The organism is Vibrio jasicida CAIM 1864 = LMG 25398, assembly GCF_000400365.1.
In the GTDB taxonomy this organism is placed as follows: domain Bacteria; phylum Pseudomonadota; class Gammaproteobacteria; order Enterobacterales; family Vibrionaceae; genus Vibrio; species Vibrio jasicida.
Window position 1 is genome coordinate 1 of sequence record NZ_BAOG01000032.1, and the last position, 16,336, is coordinate 16,336.

16 protein-coding genes, 1 tRNA gene and 1 riboswitch are annotated in these 16,336 nt (G+C 45.9%); of the genes, 11 read left to right on the forward strand and 6 right to left on the reverse strand.

The window, feature by feature from the left end:
- Positions 1 to 3 precede the first annotated feature (3 nt).
- The 9 genes from VJL_RS09305 to thiH all read left to right on the forward strand — a co-directional run bounded on the left by VJL_RS09305 (position 4) and on the right by thiH (position 9,032).
- Positions 4 to 80 (forward strand) — tRNA-Asp (locus tag VJL_RS09305).
- 393 nt (positions 81 to 473) lie between these two features.
- Positions 474 to 1,856 carry a multicopper oxidase family protein gene (locus VJL_RS09310; protein WP_038877417.1) on the forward strand — a complete coding sequence of 461 codons (1,383 nt, stop codon included), beginning with the start codon at positions 474 to 476 and terminating at the stop codon, positions 1,854 to 1,856.
- A 123-nt stretch (positions 1,857 to 1,979) separates the two neighbouring features.
- Positions 1,980 to 2,363, forward strand: a complete 384-nt coding sequence (gene crcB / locus VJL_RS09315; RefSeq protein WP_005430379.1) for a fluoride efflux transporter CrcB — start codon at positions 1,980 to 1,982, stop codon at positions 2,361 to 2,363.
- 61 nt (positions 2,364 to 2,424) lie between these two features.
- Positions 2,425 to 2,523: riboswitch (TPP riboswitch) on the forward strand.
- Positions 2,524 to 2,688: 165 nt separating this feature from the next.
- A complete protein-coding gene (gene thiC / locus VJL_RS09320) occupies positions 2,689 to 4,629 on the forward strand; it encodes a phosphomethylpyrimidine synthase ThiC (RefSeq protein WP_038877419.1) in 1,941 nt (646 codons plus the stop codon).
- Positions 4,629 to 6,044 (forward strand): thiamine phosphate synthase, encoded by a 1,416-nt coding sequence (locus tag VJL_RS09325; RefSeq protein ID WP_038877421.1) that lies wholly within the window; start codon positions 4,629 to 4,631, stop codon positions 6,042 to 6,044. Before thiC ends, VJL_RS09325 begins: the two co-directional genes overlap by 1 nt.
- Positions 6,031 to 6,804: a HesA/MoeB/ThiF family protein gene (locus VJL_RS09330; RefSeq protein ID WP_038877423.1), complete on the forward strand. Its 774-nt coding sequence runs from the start codon at positions 6,031 to 6,033 to the stop codon at positions 6,802 to 6,804. The genes VJL_RS09325 and VJL_RS09330 overlap by 14 nt, the downstream gene beginning before the upstream one ends.
- Before the next feature lie 38 nt (positions 6,805 to 6,842).
- Entirely contained in the window at positions 6,843 to 7,097 is a 255-nt protein-coding gene (thiS, locus tag VJL_RS09335) for a sulfur carrier protein ThiS (RefSeq protein WP_038877425.1), read from the forward strand.
- A 5-nt stretch (positions 7,098 to 7,102) separates the two neighbouring features.
- Positions 7,103 to 7,870 (forward strand): thiazole synthase, encoded by a 768-nt coding sequence (locus tag VJL_RS09340; RefSeq protein WP_038877427.1) that lies wholly within the window; start codon positions 7,103 to 7,105, stop codon positions 7,868 to 7,870.
- 34 nt (positions 7,871 to 7,904) lie between these two features.
- Positions 7,905 to 9,032: a 2-iminoacetate synthase ThiH gene (gene thiH, locus VJL_RS09345; protein ID WP_038877429.1), complete on the forward strand. Its 1,128-nt coding sequence runs from the start codon at positions 7,905 to 7,907 to the stop codon at positions 9,030 to 9,032.
- A gap of 108 nt (positions 9,033 to 9,140) precedes the next feature.
- Here thiH and VJL_RS09350 read toward each other — a convergent pair whose 3' ends face one another.
- Entirely contained in the window at positions 9,141 to 10,931 is a 1,791-nt protein-coding gene (locus VJL_RS09350) for an aminopeptidase P family protein (protein WP_038877432.1), read from the reverse strand.
- 203 nt (positions 10,932 to 11,134) lie between these two features.
- Positions 11,135 to 12,076, reverse strand: a complete 942-nt coding sequence (locus VJL_RS09355) for a LysR substrate-binding domain-containing protein (protein ID WP_038868610.1) — start codon at positions 12,074 to 12,076, stop codon at positions 11,135 to 11,137.
- Between the two features lie 107 nt (positions 12,077 to 12,183).
- On the opposite strand from VJL_RS09355, the gene VJL_RS09360 reads away from it, so the two are divergent.
- Both VJL_RS09360 and tsrA read left to right on the forward strand, forming a co-directional pair.
- Positions 12,184 to 13,377 carry a multidrug effflux MFS transporter gene (locus VJL_RS09360; protein WP_193788559.1) on the forward strand — a complete coding sequence of 398 codons (1,194 nt, stop codon included), beginning with the start codon at positions 12,184 to 12,186 and terminating at the stop codon, positions 13,375 to 13,377.
- A gap of 91 nt (positions 13,378 to 13,468) precedes the next feature.
- A complete protein-coding gene (tsrA, locus tag VJL_RS09365; protein WP_038868597.1) occupies positions 13,469 to 13,750 on the forward strand; it encodes an H-NS-like global regulator TsrA in 282 nt (93 codons plus the stop codon).
- A 31-nt stretch (positions 13,751 to 13,781) separates the two neighbouring features.
- On the opposite strand, the gene VJL_RS09370 is transcribed toward tsrA, so the two are convergent.
- The 4 genes from VJL_RS09370 to VJL_RS09385 all read right to left on the reverse strand — a co-directional run bounded on the left by VJL_RS09370 (position 13,782) and on the right by VJL_RS09385 (position 16,222).
- Entirely contained in the window at positions 13,782 to 14,237 is a 456-nt protein-coding gene (locus VJL_RS09370; RefSeq protein ID WP_038877434.1) for a DoxX family protein, read from the reverse strand.
- Between the two features lie 10 nt (positions 14,238 to 14,247).
- Positions 14,248 to 15,006, reverse strand: coding sequence for an HvfC/BufC N-terminal domain-containing protein (locus VJL_RS09375; protein ID WP_038877437.1), 759 nt, complete (start codon positions 15,004 to 15,006; stop codon positions 14,248 to 14,250).
- The gene (bufB, locus tag VJL_RS09380; RefSeq protein WP_038877439.1) at positions 15,003 to 15,875 is read right to left on the reverse strand and encodes an MNIO family bufferin maturase; all 873 of its coding nucleotides are present in this window, start codon (positions 15,873 to 15,875) and stop codon (positions 15,003 to 15,005) included. Before bufB ends, VJL_RS09375 begins: the two co-directional genes overlap by 4 nt.
- An 86-nt stretch (positions 15,876 to 15,961) precedes the next feature.
- A complete protein-coding gene (locus tag VJL_RS09385; RefSeq protein ID WP_038868592.1) occupies positions 15,962 to 16,222 on the reverse strand; it encodes a BufA1 family periplasmic bufferin-type metallophore in 261 nt (86 codons plus the stop codon).
- Between the last annotated feature and the right edge of the window lie 114 nt (positions 16,223 to 16,336).

Here is a 16,336-nt window from a genome sequence, read left to right on the forward strand (position 1 = left end):
TGCGGAGCGGTAGTTCAGTTGGTTAGAATACCGGCCTGTCACGCCGGGGGTCGCGGGTTCGAGTCCCGTCCGCTCCGCCACTTATTTAGAAACCCAGTCTTCGGACTGGGTTTTGTCGTTTAAAAGCAAAAATATTTTCCCTTTTCAGGGAGCGAGTCCCGGTTGCCCGCAACCCCGGCCTCTCCGCCATTTATTTAGAAATAGCAAGGCTTTCGTCGTTTCTAGAGCCTTCAATTTCCTACTTGCTCTAGCCTTATTTACCATTAAGCTCCCTCCTTCTTAAACCGATCTCTTTTACTTGCTTGCTATATGTGTGTAGGTGCTTACTATCTTTTTAGTGCCTATAAAATAAGGAACTTCATTTATATTCCTGACCCTAAGCATCATTCGTGCACATCTTTAAAAGATAAGTGAGAATCATTATTAATATTTAGTTACACTCACATCAATCGGAATAATGAGTGACTAAATACATGGATATATCTCGTCGACGCTTTCTTCAATCTTCCTTAGCGATCTCTGCGCTTACCTTTCTGCCTGCATGTTCTCTATCTAAGAGCACTAACAAACAAGGTCAGCATATATACGATATCACTGCAGAGCCTTCTACTGCTGAATTAGTATCAGGGTTTACCACGGATGTACTTGCGTTTAATGGCTTGATTCCAGCGCCTACGATTCGTTGTCGCCAAGGCGAGAAAGTTATTATTCGGTTTACTAACAAGCTTTCAGAGCCGACTACAATCCACTGGCATGGCTTGCGAATCCCTATTGAGATGGATGGTGTCCCTTTCTTGAGCCAGCTGCCTATCATGCCTGGCGAAACATTCGTTTATGAATTTACACCGCCAGATGCCGGTACGTTCTGGTATCACCCACACATGAATAGTGTTAAGCAGCTTGGTATGGGCTTAGTCGGGCTAATTGTCGTTGAAGAGGCTGAGCCTGTTCAGTTTGATGAAGAGCATGAAATCGTCCTCAAGCATTGGCATTTAGACAAACAAGGTCAGTGGAAGAACCTTATGGTGCCGCGCTTGAGTGCTCGTATGGGAACCCCCGGAGAGTGGAGTAGCGTTAACGGTGTTCATGAGCCTGTTTATACGCTGAAGCAGAATGCTACTACGCGACTGAGAATTGCTAATGTCGATAACACCATTACTTACCCGATCGCTATTGAAGGTGCAGAGGCTTGGGTTATTGCTGTTGATGGTAATCCTGTTAAAACGCCTTATAAGCTCACTCAGCACAAAATTGGTCCGGGAATGAGATTAGATGTCGGGTTGATTGCTCCGAAGGCTGGAGAACGTGTTTATGTGCGTCAAATGAAAGGACGCTTCCCATTCCCTTTGTGTGAGTTTGATATTGTTGAGTCTGACCTGCCGAGTAATCAAAAACTGCCTTTATTGCCTCTCAACCCTGTGCCTGATCTTGATTTGGAAAATGCTGAGCAAATTGATTATGTGTTTGAATGGGAGGGGGCAGTTACTCCTGCCGATAAATCGGGCAAAGCGATACCTAAGTTTTGGCTAATGAATAAACGAGCTTGGGAGGGAATGAGTAAAGATAATATCCCAGCACCGCTTTCAACATTGGAGCTCGGAAAAACCTATATTTTCAACCTTAAGAACGTCACCCAATATCATCACCCTATTCATCTACATGGACACACATTTACTGTTCTTGAATTAGACAGTAAAACACTCGATGAACCGTTTCATACTGATACGGTCTTGCTTGGAAAAAATGGCAGTGCGAAAGCGGCATTTGTTGCAGATAACCCAGGACGTTGGATGTACCATTGTCATGTGATCGAACACATGAAGACGGGGTTGATGGGTTATATTGAAGTAAAGTGACTCCTGTAACTTTTTAAATCTTGATAAGTTTTAAGCGCTATACTTTGCTGAATTCTAAGATTGTATAATCACTATTGCCGTAAATTTGATTACAATGTCGCCATTAACTTTTCTGGGGGAATTATGGGACAACTATCCGTTTTGGGTTTTATTGCATTGGGTGGCGCATTTGGTGCATGTTCTCGTTACTTAATTTCTGAACTTTGTGTGATGCTACTTGGTCGTGGCTTTCCGTACGGTACCTTAACCGTGAACGTCGTTGGTTCATTTATTATGGGTCTACTGATTGCTGCGTTTGAAACTGAGTTGATGGTCACTGATCCATGGCGTCAAATCATCGGTCTTGGTTTTTTGGGCGCATTAACCACATTCTCTACTTTCTCGATGGATAACGTGTTGCTTATGCAGCAGGGCGCTTTCTTTAAGATGGGATTGAACGTACTACTGAATGTCGTGTTAAGCATTTCAGCTGCGTGGATTGGTTTCCAATTATTGATGCGTAGCTAGCAAAAATACTCAAATCTTAATCAGGTCGGCTTGGTTTAACCAAGCCGTTTTTATATACTGATTTTACTTGTCGGAGTGCCATAAGGCTGAGACCGTTAATTCGGGATCCGTTGAACCTGATCAGATTAGAATCTGCGAAGGGAACAAGAGAAGATATCTACACCAGAGCTCTATCTGGTTGACCTATCAAATAGTCGAATGTTGTTATAGGCGAAGAGTACTTGCTCAATCTGTCCTTAATTCGATTCCTCTTGTCGCATCTATCCGCCAAGCATTTTTATCCCAATACTTTTTATCTAAGCATAACAAAGCAAGGAAAAATGCTATGTCGAGTCGCAAGCAAGCGAGACTGGAAGCAAAACAGTTCATTGATACACTCTCGGTACAACCGTACCCAAATTCAAGCAAAGTCTACGTAGAAGGTTCACGTCCTGATATTCGTGTGCCAATGCGTGAAATATCACTTGCTGATAGCCTTATTGGAGGCACAAAAGAAGCGCCTATTTTCGAGCCTAATGAGCCAGTACGCGTTTACGATACCTCGGGTGTATACACAGACCCAAATCACACCATAGACCTTTACAATGGCTTACCTAAACTGAGAGAAGGGTGGATTGAAGAGCGTGTCGATACTGAGCTACTTAATGAAGTAAGCTCGGTATACACCAAAGAGCGCCTAGAAGATGAAACGCTAGACGATCTTCGTTACGGTAATCTACCACGTATTCGACGTGCCAAAGGTGGGCAGTGTGTGACTCAGTTGCACTACGCTCGCAAAGGCATTATCACCCCAGAAATGGAATATATCGCCCTACGTGAAAATATGGGACGTGCTCAATACCGCGATGAAGTGCTGAATCAACAACATCCGGGTCAAAGCTTCGGAGCGAATCTTCCAAAAGACATTACCGCCGAGTTTGTGCGTAAAGAAGTCGCCGAAGGTCGCGCGATTATCCCCTCTAATATCAACCACCCAGAATCCGAACCAATGATCATTGGGCGTAACTTTTTGGTCAAAGTGAACGCCAACATCGGTAACTCATCGGTCACTTCTTCGATTGAAGAAGAAGTAGAGAAACTAGTGTGGGCGACGCGCTGGGGTGGCGATACCGTTATGGATCTCTCTACTGGACGCAATATTCACGAAACTCGCGAGTGGATTCTACGTAACAGTCCGGTTCCTATCGGTACCGTACCAATGTACCAAGCGCTTGAGAAAGTGAATGGTGTTGCGGAAAACCTTAACTGGGAAGTGATGCGCGATACTCTGATCGAGCAAGCAGAGCAGGGCGTTGATTACTTCACTATCCATGCCGGTTTACTACTTCGTTATGTGCCAATGACTGCAAAACGTGTTACTGGCATCGTCTCTCGTGGTGGTTCTATCATCGCGAAATGGTGTTTAGCGCATCACCAAGAAAGCTTCTTATACACCCATTTCCGAGAGATCTGTGAAATCTGTGCTAAGTACGATGTCGCACTATCTCTTGGTGATGGTCTGCGTCCTGGCTCGGTTGCTGATGCTAACGATGAAGCGCAATTTGCAGAGCTTCGTACTCTTGGCGAATTGACCAAGGTTGCGTGGGAATACGACGTACAGGTGATTATCGAAGGTCCTGGTCATGTTCCAATGCATATGATCAAAGAAAACATGGAAGAGCAGTTAGAGCACTGTCATGAGGCTCCTTTCTACACCCTTGGTCCATTGACGACAGACGTCGCTCCTGGTTACGACCATATTACTTCAGGCATCGGTGCTGCCATGATTGGTTGGTATGGCTGTGCAATGCTTTGCTACGTAACTCCTAAAGAGCATCTTGGTTTACCAAACAAAGAAGACGTGAAAGTAGGCATGATCACTTACAAGCTTGCTGCGCACGCCGCTGATTTAGCGAAGGGACACCCTGGTGCACAAGTTCGTGATAATGCGCTTTCTAAAGCTCGCTTCGAGTTCCGCTGGGAAGACCAATTTAACTTGTCGCTCGACCCAGATACCGCACGCGCTTTCCATGATGAAACCTTGCCTCAAGAGTCTGGAAAAGTTGCTCACTTCTGTTCCATGTGTGGACCAAAGTTCTGCTCGATGAAGATTTCGCAAGAGGTACGAGAGTACGCGAAAGATACTGAGCAAGTTGCTGCGGACCAAGCTATCTCAATCAAAATGCTGGATGATCCTCTTGAGGGGATGCGTCAGAAATCGCAAGAATTTAGAGATACAGGTTCTGAGCTATACCATCCAGCAGCACATGCCGAGGTAAGTGACTAATGAGCAAAATCCTTATTCCGTCATCATTGATTGAGCTAACAGGTTTAGTTCAGCAATGTTTGTTGTTGGCGAGAGAACAGGGTTTTAGCATCGAAGACATTGAGTTGGGTGTGAGCCCAACTCAATCTATTCAGCTTGTTCGCGACCAACAGACCACACACATAACGACAGATCTTATTGATGGTTATGACTCTGAGCATGAGAGTTCATTTGTGCTCTATTACCGCTCTGCTTTATCGGTAGAAGCATGTGCTAAGCAACCTTCGAAAGCGATTTATATTGGTATTGTTGATACTCAGGCTTTCGGTGAAAAGGAGAAAGTGCTTCAACTTGATATCTGGCGTCACCCGATTAACGACGAAGTGAGAGCGCTTTCCATTAAGTCCAAACCCAACGCAATGTTCGATCCCGAACATCACCTTGCTTGGATAGTAACGCTGACAGTACTCGATTTTCCTATCGAAGATTCGTTAACACTTGCTCGAGGAATGCTAACTCAGCAAGCGAATGTTTCACGTGAAACACTGTTGAATGACAACCTTGACGAGGGAAGATCTACTCAGTGGGCTGACCAATTTGATGATTTCCCCACACCTGTACTGGAGGATAACCGACTCGATATTCAGGTTGGTTGGTCTGCACAAGGCGAGAGCGTTAGCTTTCCAACTCTAACTAAGCAAAGTCTAGGGCTCTATCCAGTCGTTGATGATGTTGCTTGGATTGAGCGTCTGCTGCCACTAGGCATCAACACTATTCAACTGCGAATCAAGAACCCACAACAAGCCGATTTAGAACAACAGATCATTCGAGCAATTGAGCTAGGTCGTCAGTATCAAGCACAAGTGTTCATCAATGACTATTGGCAGTTGGCAATCAAGCATGGCGCTTATGGTGTTCACCTAGGACAAGAAGACATAGAAGAATCGAATTTAGCTCAGCTAACTAAAGCGGGTATTCGTCTTGGTCTTTCTACTCATGGTTATTATGAGTTACTACGTATCGTACAAATTCATCCTAGCTACATCGCTCTAGGGCATATTTTCCCAACCACCACTAAACAGATGCCATCGAAACCACAAGGTTTGGTGCGCTTGGCACTGTATCAAAAGCTGATTGATAGCATTCCTTACGGAAACAAAGATCTGGCTTTCCGTCCTTCAAAAGACAAAGCAGTTAGTGACTATGTGCTTGGCTTTCCGACGGTCGCGATTGGTGGCATTGACCAATCTAATGCAGACCAAGTTTGGCAAACAGGTGTTTCTAGTTTGGCAGTTGTGCGAGCTATTACGTTGGCAGAATCACCTCAGTCCGTCATCGAGTTCTTCGCACAACTGATGAAGGAAAGACAGATAACGTTTACTGATCAGAATAGTGAATTTGCGGATACCAAGAGAGGCGAGCATGCTCACGGATAAGCAGTTCATTCGCTATCAACGCCAAGTCGCTCTGCCTGAAATTGCCGAAATTGGGCAAGAGTGTTTGAGCAAATCGCATGTGCTGATCATCGGTTGTGGTGGGTTAGGGAGCGCAGCGAGTTTGTACTTGGCATCAGCGGGTGTTGGTAAATTGGTTGTGGTCGATGACGATGAAGTTGATAGCAGTAACCTACAACGTCAGATCATTTATCGTGAACAAGACCTCAAAGTTGCGAAAACAAAAGCGACTGTAAAGCAACTTACTGCACTTAATTCTATGGTCCAAGTTCGTGCTCTCAATAAGCGATTAGACAAAGCACAGCTGCAGCTTGAGGTGATGCTAGCAGATGTGGTGCTCGACTGCACCGATAACATGCCAACGCGCCAGCTAATTAACCAAGTTTGTTTCGAGCAAAATACGCCGCTCATCTCGGCGGCGGCAATTGGTTGGCAAGGGCAGTTCGCTGTCTTTGATTACCAAACCCCAAGTGAACAAGAAGCGCAGAGTAAAGCCTGTTACCGCTGTTTGTATCCGTTCGACGAATTACCGCAAACGCAAAAGTGCAGTGAGAGCGGTGTCGTCGGTCCGGTGGTGGGGACACTTGGTAACTACCAAGCGATAGCGGCAATTCAAAAACTGGCGATGGGAAAGTTTCATGTCGAGACTGCCAAGTTGCACCTATTTGATGGATTGAAACTGCAATGGCAAACCATGGCGATAAGCAAAGACAAACAGTGCCAAGTGTGTGCCCAGATTTAGCTTACGAGTAATGGACAGAATTAAGAGAGTTGGAAGCAATGACGTTATCAGAACAACAAGCAACACAAATGACCGCTGCTGACTTAGATATGATCACTATTGTCATCAATGACCAGTCACATCAAGTCGCCAGTAAGTCGAATCTACAGCAAATCATTAGTCAATTTGCGCTGCCTGAAATGGGCTGTGTTTTTGCAATTAATAACAATGTTGTGCCGCGCAGTGAGTGGGCTAGCACAGTTCTTTCACAGGGAGATAGCATCTCTTTGTTTCAAGCGATCGCAGGGGGTTAAAGTCGATGCTTAAAATTGGTGATAAACAATTCGAATCAAGACTGTTCACGGGAACAGGGAAGTTTGCCAACAGCCAATTAATGGCAGAGGCGATTCAAGTGTCGGGATCTCAACTTGCGACCATGGCGCTGAAGCGTGTGGATGTGAACGACCAACAAGACGATATTTTGCTGCCGTTAGTACAAGCGGGGGTGAACTTATTGCCGAACACCTCGGGTGCAAAGAATGCTAAAGATGCCGTATTTGCTGCACAACTGGCGCGAGAAGCGCTGGGCACTAACTGGTTAAAACTGGAAATTCACCCAGACCCGAAGTACTTGATGCCCGATCCCATTGAGACACTTGCGGCCGCTGAACAACTGGTTCGTGAAGGCTTCATTGTTCTTCCTTACTGTCATGCTGACCCGGTTCTATGTAAACGATTGGAAGAAGTAGGTTGTGCTGCGGTCATGCCATTAGGTGCGCCGATCGGTTCTAACAAAGGGATAGTTTCTCACGACTTCTTAGAGATCATCATCGACCAAGCTAATGTTCCAGTGGTTGTTGATGCGGGTATCGGCGCACCTTCACATGCCGCGCGTGCGATGGAAATGGGCGCGGATGCCGTGCTTGTCAATACTGCGATTGCAGCTTCGAGCGATCCCGTTGCGATGGCGAAGGCATTTAAGTTGGCGGTAGAGTCGGGGCGTATGGCTTATGAAGCCGGACTTGCTGGTAAGGTTTCTCATGCGGTTGCGTCGAGTCCACTGACGTCATTCCTAGATGAGCTTTAGTCCTAGATTGGTTTAGCTATTAAGCGAGGAAAACATGAGCTTCGTTGAACAATTTAAGCAGCTGAATTGGGATGATATTTCGATGTCGATCTACGCGAAAACGACACAAGATGTCGAGCGAGCATTGAATAAACCCAAGCGTGATTTGGAAGACTTTAAAGCGCTAATTTCACCAGCGGCTGAAGCGTACTTAGAGCAAATGGCGCAACTGTCATACTCGGCAACTCGTAAGCGTTTTGGTAATACCATGTCGCTTTATATTCCATTGTACCTTTCTAACTTGTGCGCCAATGCTTGTACTTATTGTGGCTTCTCGATGGAGAACAGAATCAAGCGTCGTACCTTGAATAGGGACGAAGTCGCTGCAGAAGTCGAAGCCATTAAACGCATGAAATTCGATAGCGTATTGCTGGTGACTGGCGAACACGAAACCAAAGTGGGCATGAAATACTTCCGCGAAATGGTGCCGATGATTAAGCAACGTTTTAATTATTTGGCGATGGAAGTGCAGCCACTTGATCAAGATGAATACGCTGAGCTCAAGACATTGGGTTTGGATGCGGTGATGGTCTATCAAGAAACGTATCATCCTTCGACTTACGCTGAGCACCATCTGCGTGGTAATAAGATGGATTTCGAATACCGATTGGATACACCCGATCGTCTTGCGAAAGCAGGCATCGATAAGATCGGTATTGGTGCTTTGATAGGGTTGGAAGAGTGGCGTACCGACTGTTTTTATGTGGCAGCGCACTTGGACTATCTAGAGCGCACGTATTGGCAGACTCGTTACTCAATTTCTTTCCCACGTTTACGTCCTTGTGAGGGGGCCAGTTCTTTAAACGGAAAGCAGCCAAAATCAGTCATGACGGATAAGCAGCTTGTTCAGTTGATTTGCGCTTATCGTTTGTTGAATCCAGAGGTGGAGTTGTCATTATCGACTCGTGAATCACCGAAGTTCAGAGACAATGCATTACCGTTAGGCATCACCAGTATGTCTGCTGCATCGAAAACTCAGCCGGGTGGTTATGCGATGGATGATGTTGAACTCGAGCAGTTTGAGATCAGCGATGAGCGAAGTGCGGGTTCTGTGGAAGATATGATTCGAGCCAAAGGCTTTGACCCTGTATGGCGAGATTGGCACTCAGCGTATTCTGGTTAAGCAACAAATAAAGCCACTGGTCATCGCTATGTTTCACGTGAAACATAGGCAAAGAAAAGAGGGTTGATGCAAAACATCAACCCTCTACGTTTTTCTAGCTTCTAGCTTCTAGCTGTGTGCTACAGGTGCCGTTGCTTGACGAAGCCACTCTTTCACATCACCTTCAACTAGCGGGCTGATCTCATCCCATACTTTCTGATGGTAATCATTCAGCCAAGCAAGTTCTGGACGAGTTAGCATATCAACGTTGATGTTGCGCTTGTCGATTGGGCAGCGTGTTAGCGACTCAAATGACAGAACAGGGAAGTCACCGTTAGTTGGGGTTTCAACAACAAGCTCTAGGTTTTCAATACGGATACCAAACGCATCTGCACGGTAGTAACCTGGCTCGTTGGATAGCACCATACCTTCTGTTAGAGGCACGTCGATTTGCTTCTTCGAAATGCTCGCCGGACCTTCATGAACACTTAGGAAGTGACCAACACCGTGACCAGTACCGTGGTCGTAATCGTAGCCTTCCGCCCATAGGTGCTGACGAGCTAGTGTATCGATTTGGTAACCACGTGTGCCTTTCGGGAAACGTGCACGTGCAACACCGATGTGACCTTTTAGTGCGAGAGTGAATTGTTTAATCATCTCTTGTGAAGGCTGACCGATCGCAATTGTACGCGTGATGTCTGTCGTGCCATCTAGGTACTGACCGCCTGAATCCACTAGGTAAAGCGTGTTTAGCTCTAGCTTGCCAGGTTCAGGTTGGTTCTCGTGGTTGTAGTGACACATCGCCGCGTTGCCACCTGCTGCCGAAATGGTATCGAAGCTAAGATCCATAAGTGTCGGGTCTTTGCTACGGAATGCTTCCAGTTTGTCTGCCAGCGTCGCTTCATCATGCAGGTTACCTGCAACGACCTCTGCATCTAACCATGATAGGAACTTACTCATCGCCACGCCATCGCGGATATGACATGCTTTCATTCCTGCGATTTCAACTGCGTTCTTTGCCGCTTTTGGCATTAGGCATGGATCAGCTTTACTCACCACTGATGCACCAGCATTTTGTAGAACCAGCTTAAACCATGCGTTACTTGTCGCAGGGTCAACCAGTACATTCTTGCCAGTTAGAGTTTCTAGTCGTGCTTGCAATGCTTCTGGGTGATGAACCGTCACTCCCACACCAACATGAGCGTCAAACTCAGCAGGTAGACGAGCTGGATCTAGGAAGTATTCCACGCTTGAATCTGAGTTCAGAATCGCGTGAGAAAGCAGAACTGGTAGACGTGATACATCTAGACCACGAACGTTAAGCAGCCAACAGATAGAATCAAGTGCAGTGATAACTGCGCTGTCTGCGCCGGCTTTTTTCAAGAGCTCTGCGATTTCTTGGCGTTTGCTTTCACTTGATTGACCAACTGATTCTGTTGCCATTAGGCGAACATCAGAAACTACAGGAGCAGGGCGGTCGTGCCACAGCTCATCAATTGGGTTGCTGTCGAGAATCTTAAGCTCAAGTGCACCTGCAAGTTTTGCTTGTGCCATGTCCAGCCAAGCAGAGTTGTGCATGCGAGGGTCGATTGCCACAGACGCGCCATTTGTAAGATGGTCTTTAATCCAATCTAACGCGGGCTCTTCAATCAGGTGACGGTATTCGAATAGATCAGCAGGAACCTGCTTGGTTACTTGTACCGTGTAGCGACCATCAACAAAGATAGCGGCTTTGTCTTTGGTGATTACCGCAGCACCAGCAGAACCGGTAAAACCAGTTAGCCAATGTAAACGTTCGTTGTGCGCTGGTACGTATTCGCCTAAGTACTCGTCTTCATGTGGGACAAGTAGGGCATCAATATTATGTTGTGCTAGCCATTCGCGAATTGCATTCACGCGGCTTTGGGTATCGTTGTGCATCTGTGTTATTCCTTCAAATTACCGCTCCTTCATGCTCAGGTGTGGGAGCTGTTTCCATCTGCTTCATGCAGTTTACGATTCCATTGAGGTTCGCAATCACTTCAATAGAGTCGGAGTACAACAGGCCATAGATGAGCCAAAAAGGACTATCGACTGTTAAGCTACTCATTTTATCGTAAGAGCGCAAATCGCGTCCGGGATTTTTATCTAAGATGATCGGTTTTTTGCGTGATCATGGTACGTAGCCAAGTTAATGCCGGGTCATTTTCTCTGTCTCGATGCCAGAACAAAGTGTAAGCCATTGGCGGGAATTCGAGTGGCAGCGGCAGTAATGCCATGTCGTGTTGTTTGGCGGCCAGTTTCACAAAGTGGCTTGGCGCGGTAAACACAAAATCAGTGTAAGAACACAAACTGGCGGCGCTATTAAAGTCCGGTACGGTGACTGCGATGTCACGTTCGCGACCAATGTCGGCTAAACGATAGTCGAGCAACCAACGGTCGTTGCCATCACAACGCACCTGTACATGACGCAGGGCTAGGTAAGCTTCTAAGTTCCAGTTACCACGCAAAGCCGGGTGGTCTTTACGCACGATACACATTTGGTGGTCGCGATAGATTTCCTGTTCACAAATGTCATCGGGCGGCAACATAGTCAGCTTGGCATCGTTGATGTCGATATCTCGCCCCGTCATACCCAAATCAATCTCACCACGTTGAATCATTTTAAAAGTCTGTTCAGACCATGGATGCGTGCTGATGGTCACGCCAGGTGCTTGTTGGAATATTGCTGGCAAGAAGTGGGGCAAAATCAACGGGTAGACACTCTCCACCGCAGCAATTTGAAAACGGTATTCACTGCTCTGTGGTGAGAACTCTTCTGGTTGAGTCAGGACATCAAGTTGATTTATCAACAGATCCAGTTTCGGTTTGAGGAACAAAGCTCGTGGTGTTGGCGTCAATCCATGCGAGTTTCGTGTGAACAAAGGGTCGTCAAACTGAGTGCGTAACTTGGCCAAAGATTTACTCACTGCAGACTGACTCAAACAGAGTCGGTGTGCAGCTCGAGTAACATTCAACTCCTCGATTAGTACCTTAAAACAGACCAACAAGTTGAGGTCGATGCGTACCAGTTTCTCTACGTTCACTGTGATTTTCCTCATTGGAATAATGGTCATGAGTATACATCATTTCCATTCATATCATCAGATGATTAAGCTTTGCTCAAAAGTTCTTATTCAATTTGGAGTGTTTTGTGTCTAGCCATATTACAAATAGCAAAAAACAGATGGCGCTGTTGACCATGTTAGTTCTGTTCAGTCCGCTTGCGATTGATATCTATCTACCTGCTTTGCCTCTTATCGCATCCACTTTTCAGGTAGAAAATGCATTGGCACAAGACACCATCACTTGGTTCCTATTTGCTATGGGCGTTGGCCAGCTATTCGCAGGCCCCTTGGCAGATAAACTCGGACGTCGAACTGTTGCATTGGGAGGCATCACCATCTACGCATTGAGCGCTTTATTGGCGTGGAGTGCTCAAAATATTGAGTGGATGTTGACGGCTCGTTTGCTACAAGGCTTAGGTGCATGTGCAACATCTGTAGCAGCCTTTGCAACAGTTCGCGATATCTTTGGTCCGGAAAAAAGTGGCAAAATGATCAGTTACCTTAACGGGGCGATCTGCTTTATCCCGGCATTGGCGCCTATTTTAGGCAGTTGGTTAACCCAGCAATTCGATTGGCGTGCAAACTTCAGCTTCATGGCCGGCTTCGCTGTGATTGCCGGAACGATGATTTTCTTTGGAATGAAAGAAACCAACCCTGCAACTGAAAAACAAGCTGTGTTTAAACTGAGCCGTTATTGGTCTGTATTAAGCACGCCGTCATTCATTTTCCATGCATCATTGTGTCTAATGGCGATGGCGGTCATTCTTGCTTACGTCACATCAGCTCCAGGTGTACTGATGATGGGCATGGGTCTATCCATGAACGAGTTTACCTTCTGGTTTGGTCTTAACGCGGCGTTTAATATTGCAGCTTGTATGTTGGCACCGAAATTCATGGATCGCTGGGGTACGCACAATTCACTGGTTGTTGGTATCAGCTTACTCTCGATAGCTGGCGTTATCATGATGGTGATGAAAGGACACAACACGGCGCTGTCTTTCATGCTGCCAATCTTTATCTCATCGGTTGGCTTCGCTTGGATTCTTGGTGCAGCAGCAGGTAAAGCGTTAGAACCGTTTGGTGATAAAGCGGGCACTGCGGCTGCGTTACTTGGCTTGTTCCAAATGAGCGGCTCTGGTTTATTAGTAGGTACGCTACAGCGTCTATCACTTGACCCACAAACCCTGATCGCAATTCATATGTGGGCTCTACTTCCAGCATTGCTGATTCTGTTCACGAAAGCAGGCAAGAACTGGCATACAAAATTAGTGAATGCGTAAAACTCGGTAATTTAGTATTTTCCAATGTTACTAACGCGTGTATATTTGTCGTTCAAACTTTTCTCGACACCATAACGGAACTCAAAAAGTAATGTCGTTAACCACGTATGAAATGGCTCGTATCTTAGAGCAAATGGAAGAGTCACCAGAAAAGGTGATGTTTGGTAAGTTGCTCAACGAATTGGGTAACCAAAGCTCTGAGCGTATTCGTAGTGCGGCAAAACAAGTTCCATTGCCAGTCTTGCGTGATCTTGTGTATCAATTTCAGCAAGTGATTGAGTCACGTAAAGGCGAGCAAGTAGAGCAGATGGCAAAAGACCTCGCGAAGCAAGGTATCTCAGCAGAAGAGTTACTGGCTTACTTGAACAAATAATAAAAAATCCCCGCATCATGCGGGGATTTTTTTAGTTAGTGACTTTCTTCTTGATAATGTGGTCGAGAGATAAAGGTCCTGGCCCCCACACAATAACAATAAGAATCATCAACCCCCAAAGTTGATGGTCATAGAAACCTTTCTCCCACAGCAGCGGGTAAGAGACCACGGCGATGATGTTAAACACAAACAGAATCGCAGCCATCGGGCGCGTAATTAACCCTAGTGCCAAGAATACCGGTAGAACCAACTCCGCAGCTGTACCTAAGTAAGCCGCCAGTTCCCATGGCAGTATTGGCACTTGGTATTCCAGCTCAAATAAATACAGTGTGCTATCCCAAGATGAGAGTTTGATTAGCCCTGAATTGAAGAACACCCACGCTACCCACAAGCGACAAAAGAGAAGTAGTAAAGGGACAAAGCTAGTTTGTAGGGTACTGATTAAATCGTCGTACCGATTCACTAAGTTTTTAACCGTATCCGTCATAGAGTGCTCCTTAGATTGATTTCAATGTAAAGCCGTCAACGAGATCGAGTGCCATGATGCTATTGAGATGAGCGAGTAAAACTTCAGGTATTTCGCTCAAACTCTGTTTCAGCTCTAAACATTGCAGCAGTTGGAACACATCGGCATCGAGTGCGTGACACAAGGCTTCTCCATTGGCTTGAATCGAGATGACACCTTGCTGTAATTGGTTGATATTAAGTTGTTCGAATTGCCCAGTTTGAATCGCGCTAAACAAATCAAATACCGCGTAACTGGAGTCAAAGCTTCGGCAGCCTTGTTTAAGGTGCAAAACCAAAGCGAGTTGTTGCTCTTCACTCACTTCGCCAAGTAACGCAAGCGGTTTTAATTCTGCCGCATTGGGTTGTTCATACTGCGCTTGACGAGCGAGGTCGATATGCCACTCGAAGCGCGCGACTTCAGGGCTGTAAGGGGCTTGTGCGATCACCTGACTAAACTGCATGATGGTGTCTTGAAAGCCTTCGCCATAATGGACCACATTTCCTTCTTCTAATGGATAAGTGAGAACATGCTGGCGAGCCATCTGTTCGAAGCATTCTTCACCAAGCAGCGCTTCAATCATCGGGTAGGTTGCGGACAACACCTCGCTTAAGCTGACGATAAAGTTATTACGGTAAATCTGCATGCGTTCATCAGCGGTAAACTCATCACTGGCAATATCGCAATCGTCACCGAGTGCTTGATAGTGTAGGGCTTTAGCAAACTGGCTTTGTAAGGTGGCTAGATTCATGATGCCTTCCTTGGTTCGCTTTGTTCACTTGGGAGTGTGCCTTGCAATAGCAGTTGCGATGCTTTCAGCGCTTCTCCCAGTAAGACCTCTGGCGCAGGAATATCCAAATCCCATTCAATCAACGCATGACGTGGACCGTGTTTCTTTGTCCATTGTGCGAACAGTTGCCAAACTTCGTCACTAACTGGGCGGCTATGGGTATCAATCCATATCTCGCCTTTGTCGAGTTGTTTGATAGTAAAACCTGCCAAGTGAATCTCATCCACTTTGTCGGCTGGAATCGCATCTAGGTATGTGTCGCAATCAAAACCGTGATTGAACGCCGAAACATAAACATTGTTTAGATCGAGCAATAAACGACAGTCAGTGCGCTTTTGCACTTCGGTAAGAAACTCCCATTCGCTGATGGTCGAATGTTGAAACTTCACATAACTAGATGGGTTCTCTATCAAGATCTCGCGTTGCAAATAATCCTGCACTTCATTCACGTTACGAGTGAACACTTTGAGCGCTTCTTCCGTATATGGAAGTGGAAGCAGGTCATTAAAGTAGTGACCGCCGTTTTCACTCCAACTCAAATGGTCAGAAACAAGAACCGGGTCGATTGAGTCAATCAGCGCTTTAAGTTGAGCAAGGTGCTTTTGATTCACACGTTCCACCGAACCTAGTGACAGACCAATGCCATGGCAGCTAATTTGATACTGCTCGCGCAACGCTTGTAATTGATTGCGCTCTGTAGCGTTGGGTTGAAAATAGTTTTCACTGTGGATTTCTAACCAAGATAACTCGGGTTTGTTTTGGCTAAAGTAATCGAGGTGAGGGGTTCTTAATCCAACTCCAACAAGGTCGTGGAAGGTGTGGTGTTTCACGTGAAACTCCTTTTCAAAGCGGGCGGGAAGAGAAGGATGCGCTGGTTGAGCGTCAACGCATCCTTGCAGTAGCTAGCGATAAAAGATTATGAAGAAGAAGTGCTACCACCAACTAACTTGTCACATAGACCTTTTGGTACGACTACGAATGCATCTTTTTGGTTATCTTCTTTAGCTGTACCAGCACAAGAACTGCTCTTCGTTGCACAGTCGTTTTTGCCTGCTTTTGAAACGCCGTAGCATTTTTCTTTATCAGCTGCGACAGCTGGAGCTGCAGTTAGCATTGTGCCACCAAGAGCTAGAAGGCCAGTAACAGCAGCAGTAACAGCTAGATTCGACTTTTTCATAATAAATTCCTCTGAATGATTTCCTTTACTTTAAGTTGGCAAGATTAATCGCCTGTTGTGGCGTTTTTGTTATCAACTTGCTTAACTTAAAAGATAGGAAACTGGCTAAAAAAC

Coding starts and splice junctions, on each gene's coding strand:
- VJL_RS09310 (WP_038877417.1), top strand. CDS start 474: ATGGATATATCTCGTCGACGCTTTCTTCAATCTTCCTTAGCGATCTCT.
- crcB (WP_005430379.1), top strand. CDS start 1,980: ATGGGACAACTATCCGTTTTGGGTTTTATTGCATTGGGTGGCGCATTT.
- thiC (WP_038877419.1), top strand. CDS start 2,689: ATGTCGAGTCGCAAGCAAGCGAGACTGGAAGCAAAACAGTTCATTGAT.
- VJL_RS09325 (WP_038877421.1), top strand. CDS start 4,629: ATGAGCAAAATCCTTATTCCGTCATCATTGATTGAGCTAACAGGTTTA.
- VJL_RS09330 (WP_038877423.1), top strand. CDS start 6,031: ATGCTCACGGATAAGCAGTTCATTCGCTATCAACGCCAAGTCGCTCTG.
- thiS (WP_038877425.1), top strand. CDS start 6,843: ATGACGTTATCAGAACAACAAGCAACACAAATGACCGCTGCTGACTTA.
- VJL_RS09340 (WP_038877427.1), top strand. CDS start 7,103: ATGCTTAAAATTGGTGATAAACAATTCGAATCAAGACTGTTCACGGGA.
- thiH (WP_038877429.1), top strand. CDS start 7,905: ATGAGCTTCGTTGAACAATTTAAGCAGCTGAATTGGGATGATATTTCG.
- VJL_RS09350 (WP_038877432.1), bottom strand. CDS start 10,931: ATGCACAACGATACCCAAAGCCGCGTGAATGCAATTCGCGAATGGCTA.
- tsrA (WP_038868597.1), top strand. CDS start 13,469: ATGTCGTTAACCACGTATGAAATGGCTCGTATCTTAGAGCAAATGGAA.
- VJL_RS09370 (WP_038877434.1), bottom strand. CDS start 14,237: ATGACGGATACGGTTAAAAACTTAGTGAATCGGTACGACGATTTAATC.
- VJL_RS09375 (WP_038877437.1), bottom strand. CDS start 15,006: ATGAATCTAGCCACCTTACAAAGCCAGTTTGCTAAAGCCCTACACTAT.
- VJL_RS09385 (WP_038868592.1), bottom strand. CDS start 16,222: ATGAAAAAGTCGAATCTAGCTGTTACTGCTGCTGTTACTGGCCTTCTA.